The sequence below is a fragment of the Salibacter halophilus genome, assembly GCF_008806325.1.
Classification (GTDB): Bacteria; Bacteroidota; Bacteroidia; order Flavobacteriales_G; family Salibacteraceae; genus Salibacter; species Salibacter halophilus.
Genome location: NZ_WACR01000006.1, coordinates 51,402 through 71,124, shown reverse-complemented (window position 1 = coordinate 71,124; position 19,723 = coordinate 51,402). Strand labels below are relative to the sequence as shown.

The following is a 19,723-nucleotide window of genomic DNA, read 5'->3' as shown; positions in this document are numbered from 1 at the left end:
AGTTAAGGGAACTTTAAATCGACTTAAAAACGAGTGGCTAAAACACAGGCCTCTTTAAATGTCTCTACATCACCATCAAGGTTGAACAGTTCAACATAAATGATGTAGATTCCAACACCACATTTCTCGCCATTTTCATTAATTCCATTCCAGCTCAATGCTCCTTTACGATCGAGGAGTTTATTGTTGGCCAGTTCTTTTACTTCTCTTCCGTTGCTGTCAAAGATTTTGATGTTTGCCACATAACCCGGCTCATCCAACTCATAACCGATCGATACCACATCGTTATAGCCGTCATTATCGGGTGAGAATGTTTCAGGGCTAACGGTAATTTCGTTTGGTTCTACTTCCAGATTGGCTCCCTGAGAGTTTTCGTATCCCGGTGTTGCAAAGCCAACCACTTCAGATGCCGAGTGCCAGTTTGTAGCATCCATCGTGTTGCGTTCGTGACTGATGCGCTCCAGCGAAATGCCATTAAGATCGTTGAGAAGTTCAAAATGGTAATCTTCGTTGTAGTAAAAATCATCGATCGTGTCGTTAAGAGTCGAAACCAGCGTTACTCTTCCTTCGTCATTCGCATAGGTTGGAAGATCACTTTCGTAAATGTTTTCCTCAACAGCATTTGGGTATTCGAGTAGTATATTTTCCGGCTCTTCGGTCAGAACCAGGTATCCATCAGGCTCAATGACGTATTGCTGATTTTCAAAGGCGTTGACGGATGTGTCTCCGTTGTTGCTGACATATTGAAATCCCCAACCCGTAACATCAACAGGCATGTCGTTTGGGTTGTAGAGCTCCACAAAGTCTGATCCACCGGATCGCGGATTGAACAAAACCTCATTGATTACAACAGTTCCGCGTGTTGGAAGCGAAAAGTCAACGCTGTTCCCCGAACCGATTATTGCTCCTGCGCAATCCAAAATATTTGTCGCGGTGAGCGTGTAGTTTTGACCGGCCACCAAATCTGAAGCAATGATGATGATGGCTTCGTTCGGTTCTGACGGTGAATAATAAACGCTGTCAATTCCGGGGTTTGGCAATAGTTCAAAATTTGCTGAGATGATTGTTGTAGAATCAACTCTGCGATTGAAAACGGCTCTGATACCTTTTAAACTGTCAATTTTCACACTCGTCAAAGCGGGATCTGGAACAGTTGAGTTTGGATCAAAAACGCTGTTTTCAGATCCGGGAGTTCCGCCATCAGGGTGGTCAGATCCTTTCCAGTTTTCATCTCCAGAGCAAAAATCAAAAGGAGAAATACGTTCCAGCGTGTAACCGCCCCCGGCTTTTTCAGCGCTTCCATACCAGGAGGAGTTGTAATTGACGCGGTCAATCGTTTGGCTCAGACTGTAAATCACGATTTGGTCGCTGCTGTTGTTGAGTGAAGGAAGGCTGGAAACGGGAATCAACTTGCCGTGATTGAGATAATTGAGCGTGAAATCATCATCGATAACGATGGCGTACTCGCCCGGGAGGAGAATCTCGTTAGGCAACGAAGTCGTTGAGGTGCCATCGGTTATGGAAAGTCCGTTGAGGTTGAGTGCTTTTTGGGTAGTGTTGAAGATCTCGACAAACTCAGCATCGGGGAGGTTGCTGATTTCCGGATCAGGATCAGGGTAAAGTTCGTTGATAACGAGCTCAAAAGGCTGTGGCGTTTTCCCGATTGCGATTTTAATGGTTGTGTCGTTGAGCGTATTCCCCGGACAATCTGAAATGTTTTGGACCAACAGGTCGTAAATCTGTGCCGAGTCAAGCGGTGATGCGAGATTAAGGCTGATCGAACTGAGGTCGTTAATCGTAATGCCTGATAGTTGAATGAGCGGACTCAAAATAAATGAGTTCGTGCTCAGAGCCGTATCGATTCCCTCGTTGAATTGGAGCTGGATCGTTGAGGAATCTGGAATTGACACACTCGTTATGCCGGGCGGAGTGACATCAGGCTGGGTGTTGAAAACGGAGTTTTGCGCACCGGGCGTTCCGCCTGATTGATCTTCAGAGGCCTTCCAATTGTTTGCTCCTCCGCAAATCGCATTTGGGTTGATGAGCTCCAGGCTGTAACCGCCTGAGCTTTTGTTGGGATCTCCATACCACGAGGTTTCGTAACTGAGTGAGTCGATCACCAGGCTCTGACCGTCAGTTAAAACGATGTCGTCACCTCCGTTGTTGAGCGCAGGTAATGAGTTGACTAAAACGAGATTATTCACGTTGCTGAACAGCGAGCTGTCATCGCTATCGATAATCACGGCATATTCACCGGCTAAAAGCGGGTAGCCGGGTAGTGAAACTGTTGAAGAGGCATCGCTGATGGTCCATCCTGAAAGATCAAATGATTTGTTTGAGTTGTTGTACAGCTCGATGTATTCTGCATCTGGTTGCCCAACTGGCGGAGTTGGATCAGCCATAAACTCATTGATGATGACGTCTTTTGCAATGGGTGTTTGCGGAATAAAATAAACGAAGCTTTCCTGTAGCGTGCCGCTCATGTTGTTGTTTTGGTCTTCGATATTTGATGCTGAAAGCGTGTAGCTCGATCCCTGCGAAAAAGTGGAGCTAAAAGTGAGGTGTACGAGTCGGTCGTTTTGTGAATCGAGCGTTGCATTTGACGGGTTTCCGATACTTTGATCAACAGAGTAGTTTTGATCGGTTTCAGCAGATTGCTGATCGAGCGACTCGGAAAAGAAAACATCTAATTCTGAATTACTCACAATCACCAGGCTGTCGATCGAAGGAGCTGTTGTATCGGGAACGGGAGTTCCGGTAACCACAAAATCATCGAAAAAGAACTTATCGGCTCGTGTGCTCGTGTAGTCACAGAAAACACCCGTGTATTGCGCGTTTGTGTAAGTATTATCCGTTGCCATTCCCTGGCTTTGAAATGTTCCGTTTAAAGCCGTATCAATTTCGAGTTCCCATTGTCCGCCTGCTTGTCTATTGACGCGTACACGAACTTCAGGAGTTAATCCCACGGTGCTGTCGGCTCCATCGATTAAAAGAGTTTCTGAAGTTCCATCCTGGCGGTACAGGCTAACATCATCTCCATCTCCTGAAACTCCGCCAATTCTCAAAAAATATCCGTTGAGGCTTCCTTTTAAATCGGGTTGATCACTAACTAAATAGAACCTGCAATAATTTGATGATGATGGGTCAAAATCCATCCTGATTTTCGCTTCCCAGCTCGCGCTCACAATAGCCTGGCTTTGTGTCACAGCATGGGCTTCGCTGCTCACAACATCGTTGAGTTGAAATTCGTTTTGCGCGTTCACGATGAAGATCGAGGTGTCGCCAAACCACGTTGGGTTCTGACTGAAATCGCCATCGCTAAAATCGTCATTAAACTGAGAGTATCCGTTTAAAAACGTGATGGTTAAAAACAAAAATATGATCGTTCGTTTCATGTGGTTTTGTTCTTGTCAATGTTCAAAAATATTACTTTTGGCCACCTTTACGAAGGTTCAATAGGTTATAAAATATTTAATATGAAAGTTGCAGTCGTTGGAGCCACCGGAATGGTTGGTCAGGTAATGCTCAAAACTCTTGCTCAAAGAGGGTTTCAGGTAGATGAATTAATTCCGGTAGCATCGGAAAAATCAGTTGGGAAAAAAGTTGAATTCAACGGCAGGCAATATGAAATTAAATCGCTTGAAGATGCGGTTCGGTCAGAACCGGACATCGCTTTGTTCTCGGCCGGAGGTAGTATTTCCAAAGAATGGGCGCCAAAGTTCGCATCGGTCGGAACCACAGTAATCGATAATTCGTCTGCATGGCGAATGGATGAGGACAAGAAGCTCATCGTTCCCGAGATCAATGCAAAATCGCTCACCGCTGAAGATAAAATCATCGCGAATCCTAATTGCTCTACAATTCAGCTCGTTATGGCAATGGCGCCACTCCACGAGATGTACGGCATGAAGCGACTCATTATTTCAACTTACCAATCTGTAACCGGAACGGGAGTTTCGGCTGTTCAACAGATGAATAACGAGCGCGATGGAGTTGATGCGGAGATGGCTTATCCTTATCCGATCGATAAAAACTGCCTTCCTCACTGTGATGTATTCCAGGAAAACGGATACACGAAAGAGGAAATGAAGCTGGTCAATGAAACGCGCAAGATCTTAAATGATGACAGCATTGGCATTACTGCTACAGCAGTTCGCGTTCCGGTAGTTGGTGGTCACTCAGAATCGATCAATGTCACGTTTGAGAAACCGTTCTCGCTGACTGATATCCGCAAAAAATATCAAAACACACCCGGTATAAAGTTGCAGGATAATCCGGATGTAAATCAATACCCGATGCCTCGATTTGCCGAGGGGAAAGACGATGTTTTTGTCGGTCGACTAAGGGTTGACGAATCGTTTGAAAACACACTCAACATGTGGGTCGTAGCCGATAACCTGAGAAAAGGAGCGGCTCTGAACGCTATTCAAATAGCCGAGTACTTAGTTGAAAACAAACTTGTGTAAATAAAAAGCCCCGCAACATTTATGCTGCGGGGCTTCATTATTTGAAGTTACTTATTTCTTAGTGCAAGAAAAGTCTTTCCGTTGAAGAGGCTTCATCACCTTCAACTTTGATCAAATACATTCCTGATTTGAGTTCGTTCAGGTTGATCGATTCAAACTCTCTGTTGATGTTCTCAGAGCGGTAAACGATTTTACCTGTGAGATCAAAAACAGTTACCATTTGAATGGCGTCACCTTTTGATTGAATATTCACCTCACCAACTGATGGGTTAGGGAAAATCTTGATCTCAGCTTCAGCAAATGGGTAAAGCTCATCGTAGCCAACAGCATTCGTGTCGCCAATTCCCATTCCAAGCATCAATCTGGGGTGCATGTAACCCTGGATTGTGTCGATGTAGCGAAGTGCTTTTTCTTTTGACATATCAGGGTTTGACATCAATGAGTTTTGGTGAATTGCAGCACCGTCATAAGAACCACCGGTTTGTTGGTTGACTGCCTGAGCTAAAGCGATTACATCACTTTCACTCCACCATTCCCACGGAGCGCCCTGATTTTCAAAACGAGCTTGTTTCAATGGGAGTTGGAAAGCAAACAAACCTTCAGCATCTGCGTCAATTGTTACTTCATCGAGAGGAGCTGTTGGGTAGAACGTTTCAAAAGTTCTGCCGTAAAGCGAACGTGCACGAGAAGTATAAGGATCCTGATACTCATTCTTGTTAATCCAGTCAGAGTTGAGGCCTAACGCATTGGCTTCAGGAATAAATGTGTTTGGTCCCGGAACCGGAACAACATTGTTGTTTGTAGTTGGAACTACAACCTGGTTGGTATCAAATGGTGCAAATGGATCATTGATACAGTGGAAACTCATCATTGGAGCTTCATTGCCATCTAACCATGAAATATCACCTAAAGCACCACCTGCATTGACAGTGTGTTGAATATCGGCACTTTCACCATTGTCAACATAAAGGTTCAACAAACCACCAAAACCTTCGTAGTTCCCAACAACTTGTTCGTTAACGTAAGGTTGATTAGTTAGAGGGTTCAAAAACTTAGAAGTTCCCACTTCGCTTTGGCTGTCAATAGTTGTGTATGCCAATACTACATAACCACCAGATCCCTGACCGAATAATGCGATTTTGTCTGAATTAATACCATAAGGGTTTGGCCCCTGGTTTGCGCCCTGTCTCAATACTCGAACAGATTGCTTTACATCGTGAATAGCGCGGTAAACAGCATTCAACAATGTTGCTCGCCTAATGATTTGACCGGTTTGCGGGTCGTTTGCCTGCGGGTTCCACCCGTGACGATAATTTGGAGCTACAGCTACATAACCGCGTTTTGCCCATTGAGTACAAAACTCAACCGCTGCCGAGTCATTTTTGGAGCCACCAACACTACCGTTGATAATGGGAGGCAAAAAGTTTCCGGTGTGAACGTAAACAATAACCGGGCGTTCAGCCATGTTATCAGCACTGGTCGTTGGCATGTAAACGTCCATCTCGAGCTGTGATACTTTTACAATTGTTGAGGAGTCAGCTCCATAAGGAAGGAAGTAGTTCATGCTCGGGTTACCACCAGCCTGAAGTGTACTGTCGAGATAGCTCATTTCACCCGCAATCTGTTGCTGGTTATTTTGAATGTAGTTTGGATCTAATAATGACGTGTTTTTCAAAAAGTCAACATTGATTCCATAAGTGATATCGGTTTGTACCTCGATTTCACTTTCGTCAAAGATCTCTTCAGCGTAACGCAACTGGGCGTTAGCGGAGATACTAAACGCAGTGCAAGCTGCAGCTGCAATCGTCATGAGTAGTTTCTGTTTCATAAGCCTATTTTAATTTAAGAAAGATACAATTTAGTTTTTTATCTTTTTCTTTTCCATTCGTACAAAATTGAGAAGTAAGCGAGTCTGCCTACTCTCGGTCCACCGTAAACCTGGTAAACCTCGTTATTCAGTAAATTAGAAGCTCCTAATTTAAAGGTTGTATTGATGCGGGGCCAGTTATAATTGATTTGTGCATCAACTAATCCGTATGAGTCAATTGGCCCGGTAAACTGAGGGGATCCTTCAAAGATGAACCCTTCAACCCATTTGTAGTTTGCGCTAAAGCCGAAGAATCCCGGCACTGGCAAAAAGCCCCACGATAGTTCGCGACCGCTAATTCCCAGGTTGTACTTGTGTTCAGGCGTATTAAACGCAGGGATAATTGGATCATCGTCACCTGAAACTAATTTGTTCCAGCTGTAGTTACCATTAAGCGTTAATTTTTTAGCAAAGTAGTAATTTGCGCCTATTGAGAAGCCCTGCGTTGTCACAGTAGATTGGGCATTTGATGAAATTCGATAAGGTTGAAACCCAGATAAGAAGTTGAGGTTGTTAAACTCTGCATCAATACCGATTTGATACCCGATAAAGTTCGTGTACCAGCTATGGTAATAAGATGCATCAACGAAAACTTTTTTATTGAATATTCCTCGATATCCCAACTCAACAGTTCTAACCTGCTCAGGCTTGATAGGGTCTACATTGAAATAATCGAGCGAATCCTGGTTGAGTGAGGAAAGCGTTGACTCAAACGATTCTGTCGTAACGAGCGAATCGTAGCCGTTGAGCCCGCCAAGCAGAATAGCGCGACCTACATCGTAATACAGGAATTGATCTGCCATTGTGGGGTTCCGCACAGCCGAGCTGAAAGTGGTTCTGAATGTGTGCTTTTCATTTGGTGTGTAAACCATGGTCAGAGCCGGGCTGTAGATATAGTCGAAGTTTTCGTTTTTATCCATGCGGAGTGTCGCACTGGCTTTGAGTTGCTCTTTGAAAAAATACCGTTCTAAACCGGCATAAACACCGTATTGGAAGTTGGTGATCTCTTTGTAAGCTGAATCTGTTATAATCGTTCCGGTATCTGTTTGTTGACGGGTGTACTCCAATGTATCATTGAAAATGGTTCCGCGCGTATCAGGAGTGTAAAGTCTTGCTGATCCACCAACCCGAATTGTAGCCCACGAAGGCTCAAATTTGTATTCACCCTGAACGTGGTAAAGAGCTGAGCGATCGTAAAAAAGTGAGCCACCATCGGTGAATTTTTTAGAGGTGATGTTGTTGAAAGCGCTGTCGAATCGAGCGGTTCCAGGGTAATAACGAGCCTGATCTTTACTCACTAGTTGTGAGTCAATATACTGCCTGTTCAATTGATGAAAGCGAACAATAGAGTCTCTGTATTGACTGAGGAATGGGTTGAGCCCAATCTCTTGCCATTGTTGCGCGTTGTCGTAATTGAAGCGATTGGGATAGCCGGGTAGTGTTGTGACCTGCGGACCTAAAACTGATCCCCACGTTTGTTTGTAAGCTTCATTCCATTCTACATCACCCATCGAGGCTTCTTGCAAGCGAATGGCTGTTGTGACGATGTCATAAGAATTACCTGAGTTTTCGTGAGTGGCGTAAGCTCTGAAAAACCACTTGTCATCCTGGCGGATTTCAAATCGGTTCTGAAAAAACTGAATGTCTTTTAAGCTGTATCGGTTATCGCCCTGGTAAACGGTAGTTCCGGTGCTGTAGTTTGAAGCTACAATTGCGCGGAGGTCTTCCCTGAATTTATAGTGAAAAGCTACTCCCAACTTTGCGTTTTGAGTGTTGTAATCTGCTAAATTCACTTCCTTGTAGCCCGTTCTGTGAAAAGTGTTGAGTCCGGGATAGTCGATAGCTCCAAAAGCTGAAGATTCATCAGCGTTTGACTCTACTCGCTCGTCACCGTAGATGTTAACCGCATCGTAGCCACCGGGGTTTGATCGAGCAGACTCGCTATCGTAAACGGGCGAGTAGTTTTCTGCTTCCCAGTCATTGGCCTGTAGATAGAAAGCGTTGATTTTATAAGCAAACTTTTCTTCTCCGTCTTTATTTTTAATTGCCTGTGCCCAGCGTATTGCGCCTTCAAGCATGTTTCTTTCTCCTACTTTTACTGATCCGCTCAAACCCTGAAAAACAAACGGGTCTTTAGTCGTCATGTTGATGACCCCGTTGAATGCTCCGGGTCCGTAATAGGCAGAACTCGCTCCGGCAACGATGTCAACGCTTTTTACATCGAGGTCGCTTGCTCCCAGGAAGTTACCCAGCGAAAAATTCAATCCGGGAGACTGGTTATCCACTCCATCGATGAGCTGTAAGGATCTGACCGGAGATGTACTGTTAAATCCGCGGGTGTTGATCACTTTGAAACCGAGCGAAGCACTTGTCATGTCGACACCCTTCAATGTTCCCAGGCTTTCGTAAAAATTGCCCGAAGGCGCTTCTTTAATCGCGATGACGTCCATGGTTTCAACCGTAAGAGGCGCTTGTTTTTGGCGGTCTGTGATTCGTGTATCGACAATTTCAACAGCATCGAGAAGGACGTTATCGCTTTCGAGTTTCACTTTTATTTTATCAGAAAAATCAGTGACTTCAATCTCCTGCTTTTTGTAACCCATGAAGGAAATAACAAGTGTGAGAGGCGGCTCTTTGTCTGTTTTTACAGAAAAATTGCCGTCAAAATCTGTTGTACTACCTGTTGATGTTCCTTTAATGACAACTGTTGCGCCAATGAGCGTTTCACCAGTTGTTTTGTCGATAATTTGTCCTTCAATCACGTTTTGGCCAAAAGCAAATCCTGCAAGTGCCCAAAAGATTAGCGCCAGTATTGGGCGAAGCTGATATGATGAAAGTTTTCCCATGGGTTGGTTTGATGCATAACCAATTTGTTATGCGTGCATACAAATATAACGTTCCTTTTTACAAAAACAACTTAATTTTTGTTGTCGGGTAGAGTGATAATTGCAAATGAACGAACAATTATTTTGTGATCGGTTGAGACCATGAAAAAAATTAAACGATTCAAAAAACACATCCTACATTTGGCAAAAATACTTTCAAATGGATGCACCAAAAGCAAAACACATAGATTTTTCACTCGCTGCACATGGCGAAACTCGAATAGACCCTTTTTACTGGATGCGCGACAGGGAGAGTGATGAGGTTCTTCAGCACCTCAGGAATGAGAATGCTTTCACTGAGGAAAAAATGAAGGACACTGAAGAGCTACAGGAAAAGCTCTTTGCCGAGATGAAAGGCAGAATCAAAGAAGATGATGAGTCTGTTCCCTACACACTACGTGGCTATGAGTATCGCACAAAGTTTGAGAAAGGGAATGAATATCCGGTTTTCCTGAGAAGAAAAGTTGAGGAAAAAGAGGAGAAAGTAATTCTCGATCAGAACCAGCTAGCCGAAGGAAAAGAGTTTCATTCATTAGGTGGTATGAGCTTGAGTGTGAACAACAAATTGCTCGCATTTGGAGAAGACACTTTGAGCAGGCGTATATATAAGGTGCGTTTTAAAAATTTAGAAAACGGTGAATTTTTAGATGACGTATTGGATAACACTACCGGATCAGTAGCGTGGGCCAATGACAACAAAACGGTTTTTTATGCCATGCAGGACGAAACGTTGAGGCCCAGTAAAATCTATCGTCACGTCCTGGGATCTGACCAAAAAGATGACGAGCTGATCTACGAAGAAAAAGACGCCACTTTTTTATGCTACGCGTTTAAATCAAAATCTGAGAAATACATCATGATAGGATCGGCCAGCTCAGTGAGTAACGAGTATCGCTATTTGCCGGCTGATGAGCCAAACGGAGAGTTTCAGCTATTTGATAAACGCGAGCGCGATCACGAATACTCAATTGCCCATTACAACGATCACTTTTACATTCTCACCAATAAAGATGCCCGCAACTTCAAGGTTATGAAGACTCCTGAGTACAAAACAACTCAGGAAAACTGGGAATCTGTCATTGAGCATCGTGATGATGTGATGATCGAGAATATGGAGCTTTTTCAAAACTTCATGGTGACGGAAGAACGCGAAAACGGATTGGTGAATTTATGCATCAGGCCGTGGGAAGGCGATATGCATGAAATCAAATTTTCAGATCCCGCTTACGTGGCCTACATCGGCATAAACCCCGATTTCAATACCGATAATCTTCGTTATGGTTACACCTCGTTGACCACTCCGCCAAGCGTTTACCTCTACAATATGAAAACTCGCGAGCAGGAGTTGCTCAAACAGCACGAAGTTGTTGGCGGATATAACCAGGATGAATACAAGAGCGAACGACTGTACGCAACCGCACGTGACGGAAAGCAAGTTCCAATTTCTTTAGTTTACAAAAAAGACATGCACCGTGATGGTCAGAGCCAACCACTCTTACTCTACGGCTACGGATCTTACGGAATCAGTACCGATCCATCATTTAGCTCCATTAGATTGAGTCTGCTCGACCGCGGATTTATTTTTGCCATAGCACACATCCGTGGCGGTGAAGACCTGGGCAGGGATTGGTACCTCGATGGTAAGTGGCTCAACAAGATGAACACTTTCACAGACTTTATCGATTGTGCTGAGCACCTCATTGAGAAAAACTATACTGGTCAGAGCCAGCTCTATGCATTAGGAGGTAGCGCAGGCGGAATGCTCATGGGAGCCATCATCAATATGCGCCCCGATTTGTGGAATGGAGTAGTAGCAGCCGTGCCATTTGTGGATGTTGTTACCACCATGCTCGATGAATCGATTCCGCTCACTACAGGAGAATACGATGAATGGGGAAACCCGAATGACGAAACATACTATCGCTATATGTTGCGATACTCTCCTTACGATAATGTTGAGCCTAAAGATTATCCAAATCTATTGGTGACAACCGGTTTCCACGACTCACAGGTACAGTACTGGGAACCGGCAAAATGGGTAGCAAAGCTGCGTGAGAAAAAGACAGACCAAAATTTACTGTTGATGAAAGTAAATTTGGATGCAGGTCACGGGGGATCATCTGGAAGATTCAAAAGATTGAGAGAAACCGCATTAGATTATGCCTTTTTATTGATGCTAGAAAATAGAAACAGGTAAAAAATGATCATTATATGATTAGAAATTAAAAAAAATGACCCAACCGTTAAAGCTTGCTATCCCTATGATAGAGCGTGAAAAATAAAATTACTCTATAACATTAATTGTTAAAATATTGACAAACCCCCAATTATACCATAGATTTGAAGCCAACTAATTGAAGAGCTGGAACGAAATTTCAATTTCAAATACGAGAAGCACCCCAATCAAAACTTCTCGTAAGTCACAAATTTCTTCCAGTAGAATTAAAAGAATACAGCTCATTGCAAAGCGATGGGCTTATGATGTTGTAATTAATTAATGTTTAACTAATCGATAGATAACTATGAAGAACAATGTACAAAGAGTCTTTGTCGTCTTGTGTTCTTTAGCCGTCATGTTCGCTATGAATGTGAGCACGCTAAATGCACAGGTGTATTTCGATGAAGATTTTTCAACAGCAGTTGATTCAATCACACCACCAAGTGGGTGGTCGAATATTGACAGCTCAAGTGCTCAGAATGGACAGGTGTGGAGATTTGATAATCCAAGTTCGGCAACTTTAAATTCTCCTATATCTGATCCAGCTGCAGTCTTACCCAGTGGATGGTACGGGTCAGGTAACTCACAAGATGCAATTCTACAATCACCTGTATTTGACGCGAGTTCTGCATCAAATGTGATTTTGACTTTTGACCATTATTTCGATGATTGGTCTGGGACAGGTTATGAGGTTCTAGCTTACAATGGAACTTCATGGGACACGGTTTTAAGTGGTACAGCTGAAACAAACAACCCACAAAGCGAACTTATAGACATTACCTCTTCTGTTCAAGGAGTTGCAAATGCACAAGTAGCTTTTAGGTTTTATGGTTCTTGGGGTTATGATTGGATTCTTGATAATGTAAAAGTTGAGAATCAAAGTTGTCCAGACCCAACCAATATTGCATTGAACAATGTTAGTGCAACTGGTGCAACACTATCCTGGAATTATTCAGGTTCTGGGTCAGATTTTACTTACCTTAATATTCCGCAGGGAAATACACCATCTGGTGCTGGAACACTAACATCTAACGATAGTGTTGTACTATCATCACTTACACCAAATACTTCTTATGATTTTTACGTGAGAGAAGTGTGTGGTTCTAATGATACTTCAAACTGGGTTGGACCTTTCAATTATTCCACTCAATGTCTTTCAGCATCATTGCCATATATTGAAGATTTCGAGTCGGGCTTTCCTTCATGTTGGTCAAGAAATGATACCACGGAGGTTGTGATTGATAACAACTTTCAAACCAACTCAACGAGTTTTTTACGACTTAATGGCTTGGCTACACCAGGAGGGATAGCGACATCACAAACCATTGATGTGAGCGGCCAACCAAGTGTTTGGGTGAAGTTTGATATATCTGAGGGTGCTAACAACGACCCTGAGCCACCAGCTGATTTTCTTACTGTAGAGTATTTTGACGGTACTCAATACCAAACAGTAGTGGTTTACGATGCCAGTATTTCTACATGGCAAACAGATAGTTTTTTGATCTCATCGGGTTTGACGAACCAGTTTAATGTACGTTTTACGTCAATAGGTACAGGGTCAAACTATGATGATTGGGATATTGATAATGTAGAAGTTTACTCAGGGCCATCTTGTGTTCCGCCAAGTGGCGTTACAGCATCAAACATCAGTACTGCTGGTGCTACAGTGAACTGGACTCCTAACGGCTCCGGAACAGACTTTGACTACCAGGTTGTTTCAGCAGGTAGCACTCCAGCACCTACTGGAACTATAGTAAATGCTGATTCTGTTGTGCTAAATGGGTTAACACCAGCTACAGATTATGACTTTTATGTAAGAGAGGTTTGTGGTAATAATGACACTTCAGTTTGGGCTGGGCCTGTAACATTTATGACTCTTTGTCCTCAATATACTGCGCCTTATTTCGAGGACTTTGACGGGGAACCTTCAGCTGATCCGTTCAGTTTTACATGCTGGAATATAGCTGGAAATGAAGCTTCAGAGATTGAACTTGAAGACTTCACTACTTACTCCGGTCCAAATAAAGTCGAGTTTGGCGATGTAGATATGGCCGCAGGTGATACGGCAATTCTAGTATCCCCTGAGTTCTCAGATTTAACTGACTATGACAATAGAGTTCAGTTTTATGCTGCTTTCGAGGATGGTGACCAAAACAGTAATGTACTGTATGTTGGTGTTATGTCAAATCCGAATAACAGTAGTTCATTCGTAGTTTTAGACACGATAACTACGAATTTAGATGATGTATATACACAGTATACTGTCAACTTAGATGATTCTGCACTTATTGGAAACAGCAAGCATATTGCTATTGCTGCAGGTGCAAGTACATCCTTTGATGAGATAGATTTGGATGATTTCAATTATGAGGCTATTCCAACTTGCTTTAGTGTTAATAATATCCTTGCTTCAGCTATTTCAACTTCTGAAATAGAAGTAAACTGGACGCCTTCAACTCAAACGACAGCAACTGATTTTGTGATTGAGTACGGTCCTGCTGGGTTTACACCTGGTATGGGTGATAGCCTTATCACACAAAACATGAATGCTGATACGATTACAGGCTTAATGAGTGGAACTTCTTATGAAGTGTATGTATCTGCAGTTTGTGGTGTAGGTGACACTAGCTTCGTAGAAGGCCCAACAACAGCGACTACTTATTTCATTGCTCCTTACTTTGAAGACTTTGAAGGTTTGTCAAGCGGTATTGAAGGAGGGGCATTTGGAAACGGATGGGTAGATGTTTCATCTACTGATTTCGATTGGCACACAAATACGGGAACTACCACTTCAGGTAGTACAGGTCCTGATGGTGATCATACAACCGGTAGCGGAATTTACGTTTACAGTGAAGCCTCTAATGGTTCGGCAGGAGACACCGCAATTTTAGAGTCTCCGTTTGTTGATATTTCATCGCTCAACAATCCTTATCTATCGTTCTGGTATCACAGGTTTGGTGCTGACTACCTCACTGGATACATCGATATATGGGATGGTTCTTCATGGACCACGATAGATTCAATTGTTGGAGAAACACAAACTGCTGAATCTGATCCATATCTCAATAAAGAGCTCGATCTTTCATCTTATAGTGGCAATGTTAAGCTCCGCTTCTGGCACATTAAAGATGACTTTGAAGCAGACTGGTCAATAGATGATGTAGAAGTATTTGACAAACCAAATGATGACATCGGTGTAGTTGGCTTTATTGGAGACACTGTTCTATGTGGAGACAGCAACACAACTATTTCAGTCATTATTGAGAACTTTGGTTTGGCTGATCAAAGTGGTTTCGATGTCACCGTAGACTGGACAGGCTCAACAACAGGGTCGTCTAGCATAACTTATAACGGAACTCTTGTTGCTGGTACTACTGATACTGTAAATATTGATACTTTGAATACAGTTGTAGGTGGTACTTTTAGTCTTGAAGCTTACACGATGCTTTCAGGTGATGCAGTAGTGTCAAATGACACAGCAATAGTCCCAACCGTGACATTTACGCCTCTACCGGCAACACCGACCTTACCTTCAATGGTAACGGCATGTAATGGAACTGATACTACTTTAGTTGTGAGCTCAACTTCAACAGAAGTTGTTAACTGGTATGATGCTGGAATGAATCTTTTAACAAGTGGTGACTCAGCTTCATTTACTATCAATCAGGCTGATACAGCTTATGCAACTGTTACCCCCCTTGTGCCAGATAGCGTTGGGCCAACCAATTATTCAGCACTTGGAGCAGGTGGTGCTTACTCATCTTTCACTCCAGGACTCGTTTTTGATGTAACACAACAATCTGTTATTGATTCTGTAACAGTATTTGTTACAGGAGCAGGTGATGTTCATGTTAACATTGAAGATAATTCTGGAAATCCTATAGGTTCAACTGTAGTTTCAGTGAATCCAACAACAAGTGATGAAGAAATTACGATTCCAGTTGGTATTACCGTTCCGGCAGGAACTGGATATGAGATGAATGCAACTGGTTCTACTGTTTCAGATCTATATAGAAATAGTGGCGGTGCATCATTCCCATATGTTAGCCAGAGTGGTAGTGTAACAATAACTGATGGAACATTATCAGGCTTCTATTATTTCTTCTATGACTGGAAAATTACAGGACAAGGTTGCGAAAGCGCTCCAGCTAGGGTTACATTTGAATCTAACCCACTACCAACAGTAGCATTAGGAAACGATACAGTTTATTGCGCAGGTGATGCATTTAGTATCACATTGGATGCAGGAAATGCTGGCGCTACATACAACTGGAGTGATAACTCAACTAACCAGACACTCGCAGTAGATACTGCTGGTACGTACTGGGTTGAGGTTACAAACGCTGGTGGATGTGTAGATACAGATACTCTTGAAGTAACAGAAAATGCACTTCCAATGGTTGCATTAGGAAATGACACAGCTTACTGTACAGGTGATGCATTTAGTATCACATTGGATGCAGGAAACGCAGGTGCTTCATACATCTGGAGCGATAGCTCAATGAACCAAACACTTGTAGCTGATACTGCCGGTACATACTGGGTTGAGGTTACAAATGCTAATGGTTGTGTGAGCACTGATACTCTTGAAGTAACAGAAAACGCACTTCCAATGGTAGACCTTGGAAATGACACAGCTTACTGTGCAGGAGATGCGTTTAGCATTACATTGGATGCAGGAAATGCTGGTGCTACATACAATTGGAGTGATAACTCAACTGGTCAGACCCTAACTGTTAATACAGCAGGTACATACTGGGTTGAGGTTACAAATGCAAATGGCTGCCTTTCTACAGACACATTAGAAGTAACAGAAAATGCAGTTCCAACTGTATCGCTCAATGATGCTGAAATTTGTGCTGATGAAACTACTACTCTAGATGCAGGTGCTGGCTTTGCTAGCTATGACTGGAGTAATGGTGAAACAACTCAAACGATCACAGTTTCAACTGATGATACGTATGAAGTTACAGTAACAAATGCAGCAGGTTGTGAAGCTTCTGCATCAGCAGTAGTTACAGTTAATCCGCTTCCTGTTGTAGATCTTGGAAATGACACAACAATGTCTCCAGGCTATACGATTACATTGGATGCCGGATCTGACGGTGACACTTATAACTGGAATACTGGTGAATCAACTCAAAAAATTGACGTTGAGTATGGTGACGTGCCATCAGATTTCTCAGTAGAAGTTACTTCAGCTGAAGGGTGTGTATCAACTGACACGATTTTCATCGATGCCAACACAGGAGTTAGAGATCTCGTACAGGGATCAATCAAGTTGTATCCTAACCCAACGCGAGGAAACGCTAAGTTGGATATGACACTCACTGAAGGTGGCGAAATGATGATTGAAGTTTACAGTATTTCTGGTCAGTTACTTGATCAGGTACAATACGGAGCTTCAGCAGGTCAACAAATCGTACCGGTTGATATGAGTAATTACGAAAATGGTATGTATATCATCAATGTTAAGTTGAATGACGAGAGTATCTCTCAATTCAATGTTACTAAGATGTAGTACAAACTAGATAATCATAATAAAAGGGGTGTTGGCTTTTTAGCTGACACCCCTTTTTTTATAAGTAAAAAATATTTAGGTTTACAACTAATTAACCCATGGCTATTATTAGCCTAAATTTTAAAATCTAATCGTTATGAAACACAAATTACAAGGAGCCATTGCCTTTGCTGCATTGGCGTTTCTAAGTTTTAAAACCGATAAAGTGCTCGCTCAGTATTGTACAGGGGGGCCTTCGTCAACTTCTGACTCAAATGTTGAGCAGGTTGATATTACCGGAGAAAACGCTACATCAATATCTCACACAGGCTGTCCGGGCGTAATAGGTGTTGATACTTTAACAGCACAAAGTGTAGAACTAATGCCCGGGAACTCTTACAGTATGGATATTACTTTTGGAACCTGTGGTTTGGATTATCCAGGAGTTGGAGCTGTTTGGATTGACTATAACCAGAATCAAGTATTTGATTCAAATGAGCTAATTGGCTCCTCTTCTGGAACTCCGGGAAGTGGAAACTGGTCTGGTCCTGTCACTTTTAATTTTACTGTACCTTATTTTGCTTCGGCTGGTAGTACAAGGATGAGAGTATTACAGGAAGAAGGGGGCTCTCTTCCAGCTAACTCATGTTCGTCATTTTCATGGGGGTCTCTTATGGATTTCACAGCTGATATTCTTCAAGCTCCTCAAGTCAAAGATGCTGGAATATCCGGTATTAACCAACTAGGTAGTAGTTGTGATTTGGCTCTATCAGATTCTGTTAGAATTGATATTTTTAATAATGGTACTGTCGATATTGATACAATCTACTCCTATTACGTAGTGAATGGTACAGATACTGTTGTTGATAGTGTTTATACAACAATTACTCCCGGCTCAACTTATACGTATGCATTTGATGACTTGATCGATGCTTCAAATGAAGGTTTGTATACAGTTGAATCCTGGATTGATGTTCCTAATGATAGTGTGGCTTCTAATGATACTCTTTCACAGCCGATGGCCTTTTATCATATTACCACATATTCTAGTTTACCTTACCTCGATGACTTTGATGATGCTTATTCTGAATGGAATGTTGAAGGAGCATCACCTTCATGGGCCAGAGGCATACCAAATAACACGACAATCAATTCTGCAGCGAGCTCACCCAATGCATGGGTTACGAACCTGACTGGATCATACAACTCTAGTGAGGACAGCTATTTGTACTCTCCGTGTTTTGATTTTTCTAATTTAACAGTTGAACCAAATGTAAGGTTTGACCTTTGGAGAGCTTCAGAAAGTGGTTATGACGGAATGCAGCTCCAGGTAAGCCTGGATACAGGTAATACATGGATTCCTGTTGGTTCAGATACTACAGGTATGAATTGGTACAATAATTCCAACACTTTTGGCGGAACTTTTTCACCCGACTTTTTATGGGATGGTGATAACAATGGCTGGGTCGAAGTAGAGCACGAGCTAGATTCTTTAATGGGAGAACCATCTGTTCAATTTAGATTCAACTTTAAATCAGATATAGTCTTGAACTATGAAGGTGTAGGAGTTGATAACTTTGCTATTTCTCCGTACCCAGAATTAAATGTGAACGATACTGTTTTTGTTTGTCAGGATGGTAACTACAACCCTCAATTAGGTGAAGGTACTTATGAGTGGCTTTCTGAAAACAGTCAGGGAGCATCTGTAATACAATCCGATTCGGTTTATAGCTTTATAGGAGAAGATGAATTTTTCATTACTCAAGCTGAACTGGATTACGAAAATATTGCCGGTTTTGGATTAGTAGATACAATTGTATTAGCTCATTACCCCAGGCCTATGATAAACACTCCTGATACTGGTCTTTGTCAGGGAGAACAAATGCAAATAGAAGTAATCACAAACCTTGCTGATACTACGTTCAACAATGCTTACAATTGGTCAACAGGTGGCTCTCAGCAACAAATTAATATCAATAACCCTGGTCAATACAGTGTAACAGTAGTTGATCCATTTGGGTGTAATTTCTCTGATACTGTTCAACTAGCTGGATATCCTGACCCATCAGTTAACCTGGGAAGTGATACAGTAATTTGTGAAGGAGAAGAGTTACTTATTACAGCCGGAACTGGGTTTAGTTCTTACAATTGGTCAACTAACTCAACAACTGATCAAATAAATGTTGAACAATCAGGAACTTATGTGGTCACTGTTACAAATCAATTTGGATGCGAAAACGTTGACGATAAAACTGTTACAGTACTTGACCCGCCAAATATTGATCTCGGAGGTGATATCAATGACGGACCGGGCATTTATACATTTGATGCAGGTAGTGGCTATGAGTCTTACATTTGGAGTAATGGCGATAGCACACAAACAACTGAATACGGGATTGCATCCAGCAACACTGTTTGGGTTGAAGTAACTGACGAGAATGGTTGTGTTGGCCGAGATGAAATCTTCATTGACGTTATCATGAGCAATGAAGAAAAACTAGCTCAGGTAGATAGCTGGAAGGTTTATCCAAACCCGGCTAAAACCAGAACGACTATTCAGATCAACCTCAATCATGAAGCTCAGGTGGATCTGACTGTGATGTCAACTACTGGAGCTGTTGTAGATCGTATTCAAAAAGGATTATCTGCTGGTCAGAACCAAATAAACTTACCGCTCTCAAACCTTGAAAGTGGCGTTTACTTCATCGATGCACGAATCGATGGTGAATCATTAGGTCAGATGAAATTGATCAAGCAGTAATTAGGACATTCACTAAAACAAAAAGA

Annotated in this window: 7 protein-coding genes; 4 read left to right on the top strand and 3 right to left on the bottom strand. The window is 42.4% G+C overall.

Going from position 1 to position 19,723, the window contains the following annotated elements:
• Positions 1-23: 23 nt before the first annotated feature.
• Complete coding sequence (locus F3059_RS07820) at positions 24-3,395, bottom strand: lamin tail domain-containing protein (RefSeq protein ID WP_151167946.1); 3,372 nt, start codon at positions 3,393-3,395, stop codon at positions 24-26.
• Positions 3,396-3,476: 81 nt separating this feature from the next.
• Between F3059_RS07820 and F3059_RS07815 the strand changes: the two genes are divergently transcribed.
• Positions 3,477-4,466 carry an aspartate-semialdehyde dehydrogenase gene (locus tag F3059_RS07815; RefSeq protein ID WP_151167944.1) on the top strand — a complete coding sequence of 330 codons (990 nt, stop codon included), beginning with the start codon at positions 3,477-3,479 and terminating at the stop codon, positions 4,464-4,466.
• 58 nt (positions 4,467-4,524) lie between these two features.
• Here the strand turns inward: F3059_RS07815 and F3059_RS07810 are convergent, their stop codons facing one another.
• Positions 4,525-6,294 (bottom strand): T9SS type A sorting domain-containing protein, encoded by a 1,770-nt coding sequence (locus F3059_RS07810; RefSeq protein ID WP_151167942.1) that lies wholly within the window; start codon positions 6,292-6,294, stop codon positions 4,525-4,527.
• Between the two features lie 38 nt (positions 6,295-6,332).
• Positions 6,333-9,179, bottom strand: a complete 2,847-nt coding sequence (locus F3059_RS07805; protein WP_151167940.1) for a TonB-dependent receptor — start codon at positions 9,177-9,179, stop codon at positions 6,333-6,335.
• A 199-nt stretch (positions 9,180-9,378) separates the two neighbouring features.
• Between F3059_RS07805 and F3059_RS07800 the strand changes: the two genes are divergently transcribed.
• The 3 genes from F3059_RS07800 (at position 9,379) to F3059_RS07790 (ending at position 19,697) form a co-directional block, all read left to right on the top strand.
• A complete protein-coding gene (locus F3059_RS07800) occupies positions 9,379-11,415 on the top strand; it encodes a S9 family peptidase (protein WP_151167938.1) in 2,037 nt (678 codons plus the stop codon).
• 325 nt (positions 11,416-11,740) lie between these two features.
• Entirely contained in the window at positions 11,741-16,957 is a 5,217-nt protein-coding gene (locus F3059_RS07795; RefSeq protein WP_151167936.1) for a fibronectin type III domain-containing protein, read from the top strand.
• Between the two features lie 136 nt (positions 16,958-17,093).
• Positions 17,094-19,697: a T9SS type A sorting domain-containing protein gene (locus F3059_RS07790; RefSeq protein ID WP_151167934.1), complete on the top strand. Its 2,604-nt coding sequence runs from the start codon at positions 17,094-17,096 to the stop codon at positions 19,695-19,697.
• Positions 19,698-19,723: the final 26 nt, after the last annotated feature.

What these genes read in the sequence shown, in the direction of transcription:
- F3059_RS07795 (WP_151167936.1), top strand. Translation starts at nt 11,741, where the DNA reads ATGAAGAACAATGTACAAAGAGTCTTTGTCGTCTTGTGTTCTTTAGCC.
- F3059_RS07805 (WP_151167940.1), bottom strand. Translation starts at nt 9,179, where the DNA reads ATGGGAAAACTTTCATCATATCAGCTTCGCCCAATACTGGCGCTAATC.
- F3059_RS07790 (WP_151167934.1), top strand. Translation starts at nt 17,094, where the DNA reads ATGAAACACAAATTACAAGGAGCCATTGCCTTTGCTGCATTGGCGTTT.
- F3059_RS07820 (WP_151167946.1), bottom strand. Translation starts at nt 3,395, where the DNA reads ATGAAACGAACGATCATATTTTTGTTTTTAACCATCACGTTTTTAAAC.
- F3059_RS07810 (WP_151167942.1), bottom strand. Translation starts at nt 6,294, where the DNA reads ATGAAACAGAAACTACTCATGACGATTGCAGCTGCAGCTTGCACTGCG.
- F3059_RS07800 (WP_151167938.1), top strand. Translation starts at nt 9,379, where the DNA reads ATGGATGCACCAAAAGCAAAACACATAGATTTTTCACTCGCTGCACAT.
- F3059_RS07815 (WP_151167944.1), top strand. Translation starts at nt 3,477, where the DNA reads ATGAAAGTTGCAGTCGTTGGAGCCACCGGAATGGTTGGTCAGGTAATG.